Below are 8,658 nucleotides of genomic sequence, written 5' to 3'. Positions count from 1 at the left end.
ACCTGAGCCTGGCCAACGGCGGCACGCTGGAAAACATATTCGCGGCGGGCAGCGTCAATGTCACGGCCACGGCCGGCAGCCTGGCGGTCAAGGCGGTGTCGAGCAGCTCGGTCAGCCTCAGCGCCGCGGCCGGTGCCATTACCGACGGCAACGGCGCGGCGAACAACGTCAGCGGGACGTCTCTGACGGCGTCCTCACAAAACGGCATCGCGCTGGGTACCAACGTGAGCGGTGCGCAGGTGCTGAGCACCACGGGCGCGGCCGGTGACATCAGCATCACCGCCGCCAATGCCATCGACACCGGCAACTTCAGCGTGAGCACCAACGCGGGTTCCGCCCAGACCGTCAGCCTGGCTTCGAATGCCGGCATCACGGTGGGCGGCGCGTTCGGCAACAGCCAGGACAAGCTCAAGCTGATCACGACCGGCGGCAACATCGCCATCAACGGCGCGCTGACGGCCAGCGAACTCACGCTGAACACCGCCGGTACCAGCACACAGAGCGCGGCGATCACTGCTACGGGCCTGGAACTGCTGGGCACCGGCAGCCATGCGCTGAACAATGCAGGCAACGCGGTGACCACGCTGGCAGGCAACACCGGCAGCGTCGACTACTCGCAGGCCGGCGCGCTGGCCGTCGGCACCGTCAACACGGCAGGGTTGACTGCCAGCGGCAAGGTGCTGGTGCGCGCCACCGGCGCTGCGGGTGACATCACGCTGAACAACACCGTGACTTCCGGCAGTGCCGCCAATGATTCGCTGGTGCTGGCCGCCGGGCGCAACTTCATCAACAACGCCGGCGCCACGCCGCTGAACCCGGGCGCGGGCCGCTTCCTGGTGTATTCGACCGACCCGACGGCCAACACCTTTGGCGGCTTTGCCTCCACCGGCAACGCTTTCAGCCGTACCTACGCCGCCAATGCTCCCACCGATGCATCCATGACTTCGCTCAGCGGCAACCGCATGGTGTACAGCGTGACGCCGGTGCTCACCATCACGGGTGACAACCAGGCCAAGGTCTATGGCGCGGCCGACCCAGGCCTGACGTACACACTGAATTCCGGGCTGGTGGCCGGCGACACGGCTGCAACCGCATTGGCCGGCGTGCTGGCAGCGCCGACGGGTTCCGCGGCCTCCGCGGGCACGCACGCCATCACCCAGGGCACGCTGGCTTCAGCCCTGGGCTACGGCATTGCGTACACCAACGGCACCCTGACGGTGGGCAAAGCCACGGTGAGCGTGACAGGCATGGCGGCCAACAACAAAACCTACGATGGCAGCGCAACAGCGACCCTCGGCAACGTCGGCACCCTGACGGGCCTGGCCTACGGTGAGCTATTGACCTTGAATTCCACGGGTGCCAACTTCTCCGACGCGAATKCCGCCAACGGCAAGACCGTGACCGCCACTTACGGCCTGGCCAACGGCGCGGGCGGCCTGGCCAGCAACTACCAGCTGGCTGCGGCTCCCGTCACGGCGACGGCCGACATCAACAAGGCCAACCTGAGCGTCACGGCCAACAATGACAACCGGACCGTGGGCGCCGCAGCCTATACCGGCGGAAACGGCGTGAGTTTCAGCGGCTTTGTGGGCGGCGAAACGGCTGCCGTGCTGGGCGGCGCGCTGACCTACGGCGGCAGTTCGCAAGGCGCGAGCGCTGTGGGCAGCTACGCCATTACGCCCGGCGGCTACAGTGCCGGCAATTACGCGCTGGCCTATGTCGACGGCGTGCTGACCATCAACCCGGTAGCAGCGCCTGTACCGGTGCCGGTAGTGCCAGGCGGCAGCCCGGCAAGCGACGCTTATCTGAGCGCGCTACGGAACATCGCGAGCCTTGGCGCTTCAGGTGACGGTGGCGGCGCGCAGGGAGGTGGTGCAGACCCCAGTGACGCCCTGAAAGCTGCCGCTGCCGAAGCCGGAAACACGAACGAGGAATAAGCCCACCCCCGTCCAGCCTCACTTCGTGTAGCCTGTTCCCCCCTCAGGGGGCGGCGCCTGCGGTCTGGCAAAGCCAGTCCCGCGGCCCCCGTTTGTGCGCACAGAACTCTTCAACCAGCATGAGCCGTGGAACCGGCTTTGCCGGGCCACAGGCGGGCGGCCCCCTCGGGGGGCAAGGAACTACACGGAGTGAGTGACTGTGGGGGCCAATGGAAGCCACAAGGTAAAGCGCGTGCCCGCCGGCCCCGATTGCCAGTTGACCGTGCCGTCAATGGTTTGCGCGCGGCGCCGCTGGTTTTGCAGGCCTTTCCCCGCGGCGTCGCCAAAGGCTTGGTCGACATCAAAGCCCTGGCCGTTGTCTTCGATGATGACCTGCACCCCGGCGCCTTCGATGGCAGTGCTAAAGCGGATCTCGGTCGCATGCGTATGGCGCAGGATGTTGGCCACGCTTTCCTGGATGATGCGCAGGATGTGCAGCGCGCTGGAAGGGTTCAGCCAGTCCAGCGTGGGGAGTACCTGCACTTCCCACAGCAGCGTGACGCCGGTGCCTTCCAGCCGGGGTTCGAGCCGGAAACGCAGTGTGGCCAGCAGCAGCAACAGGTCGGCCTCCACCGGCTCCATCGAGTCGATGGCGAGCTTCAGGTCGTCCATACAGTCCTTGAGGGTCTGCGTCACGCGTTCGTCGCTCATGCCGCCGCCTTCGATGGAGCGGATGGCGCTGATCAGCGTCGAGCCCAAGCCGTCGTGCATGTCCTGCATCATGCGCTGGCGTTCATCGCTCAGCATCTGCTGCTGGGCAATCTCGCGCAGGCTGCGGTGGCTGGCTTCAAGTTCGGCTTCGCGTGCCCGCAGGCGCTCGGCCAGGCTGGCGTTGACCTGCTCGACTTCCGCAATGGCGCCGGTGTAACGGCGGTACATCACATAACCGAAGACGCTGAAGGTGATCGCGTTGGTATGCGGGCCCAGATACCAGTTTTCGGGGCTGATGAAATTGTTCTGTACCAGCCAGTCGGTCGCGCTAAAGAGCGTGGCCAGCACCGTCCCGATGGCCACCACCATGGCGCTGCGAGAGCGCCCCCAGGCGTTGATGACGCCCGCCACGCTGACGCTCACGCCCATCAGTGCGGCCACCACATACAGCACTGGTGTGGTCCTCGGCGTGTTGGGCAGGGCCGACCACAGGGGCAGGGTCAGCAGGGCCATCAGCACGGACGCGGTGATCAGTGCCCGCGTCAGCCACAGTTGCTGGCGCCGGTGCAGCAGGCCGATTGAAAAGTGCACCACCGTGACCAGCCAGAACAGCGAGTTGACGGTGAACCAGGCAAACCAGTCGTTGGCAATCGGGAAGCTCACATAAAAATGCAGGCCCCGCATGAAGGACATGGCCGCCAGCACAAAAAACAGCAGATAGCCCGGCTCATGCCGGCGCCGCAACCACACCAGCAAGGCGAAGATGCCGACCGCGAGGAAAGCCGAGCTGAACATGCCCGGCAATTCCTGCTGCAGCCATTGGCGGCCGTGGTAGCGCCAGCTGATGGCATCCACCGGGCCCAGCCACAGTGATGACAGCGCCACCTGCGTCGCAGCCGTGTGCTCGATGCGCAGTGTGATCTCGTGCGGCAGCCGGCCGTCCGGTGATTTCTCCAGCAGCACCCACATCGGCGTGTGCGGGCTGTTCCATAACGGGCCTTGCTGCTGAGCGGTGTGTACCAGATGACCGTCGGCATAGACCGCGAGGGTGCCGTCGGTGCGCACGCGGGCCGCATACAGCGCCAGTGGCGTGGACGATGCCGGGGCCTGCGGCACRGTCAGTCGAAACCAGCTGGTGCGTGTGACGGGGGCCACGCTGGCGGATGCTGCAGCCCGGGCCTGTCCCAGCAACGCTATGGGCAGGGCATGCGGCAGCGTAACGGGTTGCCAGCGGTCCAGCAGGATTTGGCCGTCGAGAGTGAGCGGTGGCGAGGTGAAGCCCGCATCGGTTTGCACCTGCCAGTCAGCCTGGGTGAGATGCAGGGCCGCTGCGTTGGGGGAGCCACCCGCGCGGGTGCCCGCAGAGTCACAGGCGACAAGACCCGTCAGCACCGCAGCCGCTGCCAGCAGCGCTACGGCTATGCGGGGCGAAAAACGCAGGAGGCGGTGGTGATGAAAAGGCATTCGCGCGGGCAACTACTGCGCCAAAATGCCCTGGTTCCTGGCTTCGTAGATCGCTTCAGCCTTGGAGGTAACCTTGAGTTTGCTGTAGATGCGCCGCACAAAAGTGCGCACCGTGAAGTGCGACAACTCCATCAACCTGGCGATTTCCACCGCAGTGAAGCCTTTGGTGATGTAGTCCAGCACTTCTTTTTCACGTGCCGACAGCAGCGATGACGCGTCGATATCGGCGGGCGTCGTGCCGGCGCCAGCTGCGGTGCTGCGGCGAAAGCGTGCCAGCACCTGCCGGGCGATGATGGGGCTGATCGGGCTGCCGCCGCTGGCCAGGCTGCGGATCTCGGCCGCCATCTTCAGCGGTGAGCTGTCTTTCAGCAGGTAGCCGGCAGCGCCGGACTCGATCGACTGCATCACATGCGTCTCGTCGCCAAAATTGGTGCTCACCATGATGCTGCAGGCCGGCCACTGTCGGGAAGCCGCGCGGATCACGTCAATGCCCGAGCCATCGGGCAGGCCCAAATCAACCAGCAGCACATCGGCCGGCGGCTGCTTCAGCATCTGCAAGCCTTCGGCACGGGTGCCCGCCGCGCCCACCAGGCGCATGTCAGAAGCGCCCTGCACCACGCGACTCAGCGCTCCGCGAAAGCCCGGATCGTCCTCGACGATGGCGACATGGATCACGGGCAGGTCTTGTTCAGCGGAAGGTGCATTCATCAGGCAGACATTTTGCGACGGTTTCGGGCGCACGACTCGCTATTTGTGTAGCTCGTTTGTTCTACGTGCAGGCCGGTAACGGGTGTCTGGTCACCGGCAGGGCCTGTTCGCTGCCCGCCGGTGCCGATCATCATGCCACCCGGCCGACCGGTTTGCTATATTTTTGATAGCTGTTCGCGCCTATTTTTATTGGTCTGCAATCCGATCTCGTCTCTAGAACGGGGCCCCTGAAGGTATCTGGCGTAGCGCATATGCGCTACAGACAGCGGCTTTCGTGATTCGTACGATGACGGCCAGTCGGGCAAGGCGTTCCACAACATCCGGGGCGCTGGCCCGACTGATTGGCGGGCAACCTGGCTCGCTGCAAGTTCCACCCGCCAACGAAAGCCTCCATGAAAAGTCACGCCAGCATGAACCGTATTTACCGCCTTGTCTGGAACACCGCCCTGAATCTGTGGGTGGCCGTGGCGGAAAATGCCAAGGGCAGAAGCAAGGGTGGCTCGGCGCGCGGCAGCGTGCAGTGGGATGACGTGCAGGCGGAAGGAGGCCATGGCGTCGATGGCGGTGGCGCGGACTTCAGGCTCAATACGGCCTGCCGCGCGGCGCTGGTGTTGCTTACCTCCCTGGCGGTGCTCACACATGAAGCGCATGCGGCCGATGCAGCCAATGCCAGTGTGTCGGCGGGTAGCGGCAGTGTCTCCACGCTAGGCAACACCACCACCATCAACCAGGCCAGCCAGCGCCTGGCCATCGACTGGACCAGTTTGTCTACTGCGGCCAACGAGGCGCTGCGATTCAACCAGCCCAATGCCTCAGCGATTGCACTGAACCGCATCACCGGCGCCAGCCCCAGCGAGCTGCTCGGCAGCCTGACTGCCAATGGCCAGGTCTTCATTCTTAATCCCAACGGGGTGTTGTTTGGTGCCGGCTCACAGGTCAACGTCGGCGGACTGGTGGCTTCTACCTTGAGCATGAGCAATGCCGACTTCATGGCGGGGAACCACGTCTTCAGCAGCAACGGCAGCAGCGGCTCTGTGGTCAACCAGGGCACCTTGACGGCGGCTCCCGGCGGCTACCTGGCGTTGCTGGCACCGGAAGTGCGCAACGAAGGCGTGATGACCGCAAGCCTTGGCACGGCGCTTCTGGCTGCGGGCAACAAAGTCACCTTGAACCTGGACAACGGGAGCCTGCTCGGCTACAGCATCGATCAGGGCGCGATCAACGCACTGGCCGAGAACAAACAGCTCATCAAGGCCGACGGCGGCCAGGTGCTGCTGGGCGCGAAAGCGCTCGACAGTCTCACCACGGGCACCGTCAACAACACCGGCGTCATTGAAGCGAAGACGATTGCCAACAAGGCCGGCCGCATCATGCTGATCGGCGATATGGAGCACGGCATGGTCAACATGGGCGGTACGCTGGATGCCAGCGCCCCGGATGGCGGTGACGGCGGCTTTATCGAGACAAGCGCCGCGCACTTCAAAATCCTGCCGGGCTTCAGGGTGAACACGCTGGCGCCGCGAGGCAAGACCGGCACCTGGCTGCTCGACCCGGCCACGATGACCATCGCGGGCGGCACAGGCGGGGCCGCCGACACCATTTACGAGGACACGATTGAAGCGATGGGTTCCGACGTGGTTATTGAGGCCACGGATTCGATCAACGTCACGGGCACTTTCGGCAATGCCGATGTAGAGCTCCTCAGTGGCCTCAATCTCACCATCAGAACCACCGGTCCCACCGGTACCGGCATCGACCTCACGGGCAGCACGCACGGCGCCGGCCTGGCGTTCAAGGTTTCCGGCGGGGGCTCGGCGAGCGTGACCACAGCGGCGGCCACCCAGGCTATCAAGACCTCCGCCATCTCCGCGACCGGCGGCGCCGGCACGATCAATCTCAACTCCGCCGGCGCGCTGGATATCAGCAACACGGTCCTGCAGACCAGCGGAGGCGCGATCACGCTGACCGGCGCGGGCCAGGCCGGGAGTTCGGGCGTGCGGGTGTCCCAAAGCACCCTGAACGCCGGCACCGGCGCCCTCACCATCAACGGTACCACGACAGACCAGTCGCAGTATGGCGTGCTGTTGGACCGCTCCACGCTTACCAGCGGCAATGCCAACATCAACAGCGCCGATAGCGCCGTGAAGCTGGCGGGCACCAGCGTGGCAAGCACCGGAAACATCACCGTCGAAGCGTCGGGTGCCAGGACGAGCCACCACGCGCTCGAGCTCGTCAATGAAGGCGCCACGCAAACCAACATCGGCGTCAGCGGGGGCGGAACGATAAACATCACCGGCAGACTGGTGAATGGCGGTGGCAGCGCCACGGGCGGCTCTTCGGGCGGCGTGGTCGTCACCAATTCCAGCGTGACCGGCGGCACCGGCACCGTCACCATCGCCGGTGACGTAGGCATGACCGGGGTCATCGCTCAGGTGGCCCGCGGCGTACGGCTGGATTCTCTGGCCAGGATCACAGGTGCGGGCAATATCGACATCACCGGGCGTACAGGGTTGTTTTCCCTGGCAGGTACTGCCGGCGTGGAACTCGGCACCGGCTCGGAGGTATCCAGCACCGGCGGCTATATCACCGCTACCGGCCGGGCCGGTGTCAGTAGTGCCGCCACCGAGGTCAAGGGCCTGATAGCAAGAGGAAAAGTGCAGTCCGGCACCTTGCGCAGCATCACGCTGGACGGATCGTCCTCGTTAAATGCTGCCGGGATCAGCGGCTCCGGCGTCCTCATCGATGCCGGCGCAGACATCGTCGCGGGCAGGCTTGGTTTTAACAGTACGGGTTTGTTCAGTAGTTCGAACGGGGGAACGGCGAACATTACCGGCATCTCCATGGTGGGCGGCAGCATCAACTCGACCGGCGAGATCACCATGATCGGCAACCTCGGTGGGACAAGCTCTATGGGCGGGGGTCATGCCGTGAGCCTGACCGGCGGCAGCATCAACTCCAACACGGCGGCCATGACGCTGCGCGGAATGAATTTTCCTACGGGTGCAATTGCGCCGGCCGGCAGCTACGCCCTGAACATCGACGGCGCCAGCATCACCAGCGGAGGCGGTGCGATCACGCTGCTGGGCGACCGCATCAACATCGGCTCCGCCGTCAACGCGGGCGCGGGCAAGGTGCTGGTCAACACGGACATCTTCAGCGCCAACCAGCCGATCACACTCGGCGGCGCATCAGAAACCGCCGCCATGAACCTGAGCAACGCCGAGCTTAACCGGATCACCGCGTCGGTGATCGCGATCGGCAGCACTTCCAATACAGGCGGCATAGTCATCGGCRACACCGGCGGCGCGATCAACCTGGCCAGCGCACCCAGCTTGAGCCTGATAAACAGCAACGCTGCAGGTTCGGGCATCTCGCAAACAGCGGCATTCACGGTTGCCAACCTGAAGGCCGATGCACAAACCGTCATCCTGGACAACTCACTCAACCAGATCAGCCAGGTCAGCGGTCGCGCCTACGGAACGAACAATTTCGAGGTTAGCTCCTACTCTGCCTTGTCGGTGGGGACGGTGGACGGAACGGCCGGCATCACCCAGTCCGGCACCGGTCTTGTTGCGCTGCTAAGCCGCGGCGCGCTGTCGCAAACCCAGGCCATCGTCGCGAACACCTTGCAGGCCACCAGTTTCGGGGGCATGACGCTGGCCAACGCAGGCAACCAGATCCAGAATTTCGGCAGACTTAACAACAGTACATCGGGCGACATCACCCTTCGCAACACCGCCGCCACCGCCAGCTTCCAGGGCAGCTTCAACRGCGCCGGCCGCGTCGATATCGCCAACACGGGCAATATCTTGATGGTGGGCTCCTACATGCCTTTTTTGAGCAACGCCACGGGTACGAC

The 8,658-nt window shown here is 64.7% G+C and carries 4 protein-coding genes; 2 read left to right on the top strand and 2 right to left on the bottom strand.

Annotated features, from left to right (window positions below):
- Nucleotides 1-1,937 (top strand): beta strand repeat-containing protein (locus AC1DWI_RS06760; RefSeq protein WP_477724575.1); only part of this gene is annotated, 1,937 nt, incomplete at its 5' end.
- Nucleotides 1,938-2,117: 180 nt separating this feature from the next.
- On the opposite strand, the gene AC1DWI_RS06755 is transcribed toward AC1DWI_RS06760, so the two are convergent.
- Nucleotides 2,118-4,091 (bottom strand): sensor histidine kinase, encoded by a 1,974-nt coding sequence (locus AC1DWI_RS06755; RefSeq protein ID WP_477669219.1) that lies wholly within the window; start codon nucleotides 4,089-4,091, stop codon nucleotides 2,118-2,120.
- A gap of 12 nt (nucleotides 4,092-4,103) precedes the next feature.
- Entirely contained in the window at nucleotides 4,104-4,799 is a 696-nt protein-coding gene (locus AC1DWI_RS06750; protein WP_477659127.1) for a response regulator, read from the bottom strand.
- 392 nt (nucleotides 4,800-5,191) lie between these two features.
- On the opposite strand from AC1DWI_RS06750, the gene AC1DWI_RS06745 reads away from it, so the two are divergent.
- Nucleotides 5,192-8,658: two-partner secretion domain-containing protein (locus tag AC1DWI_RS06745; protein ID WP_477724574.1), on the top strand; the 3,467-nt coding region annotated here is incomplete at its 3' end.

It is taken from the genome of Polaromonas sp. P3_C2 (assembly GCF_056402675.1).
The sequence above is the reverse complement of the archived record's forward strand: the minus strand, read 5'-3'. Positions and strand labels throughout refer to the sequence as shown.

Coding starts and splice junctions, on each gene's coding strand:
- AC1DWI_RS06750 (WP_477659127.1), bottom strand. CDS start 4,799: ATGAATGCACCTTCCGCTGAACAAGACCTGCCCGTGATCCATGTCGCC.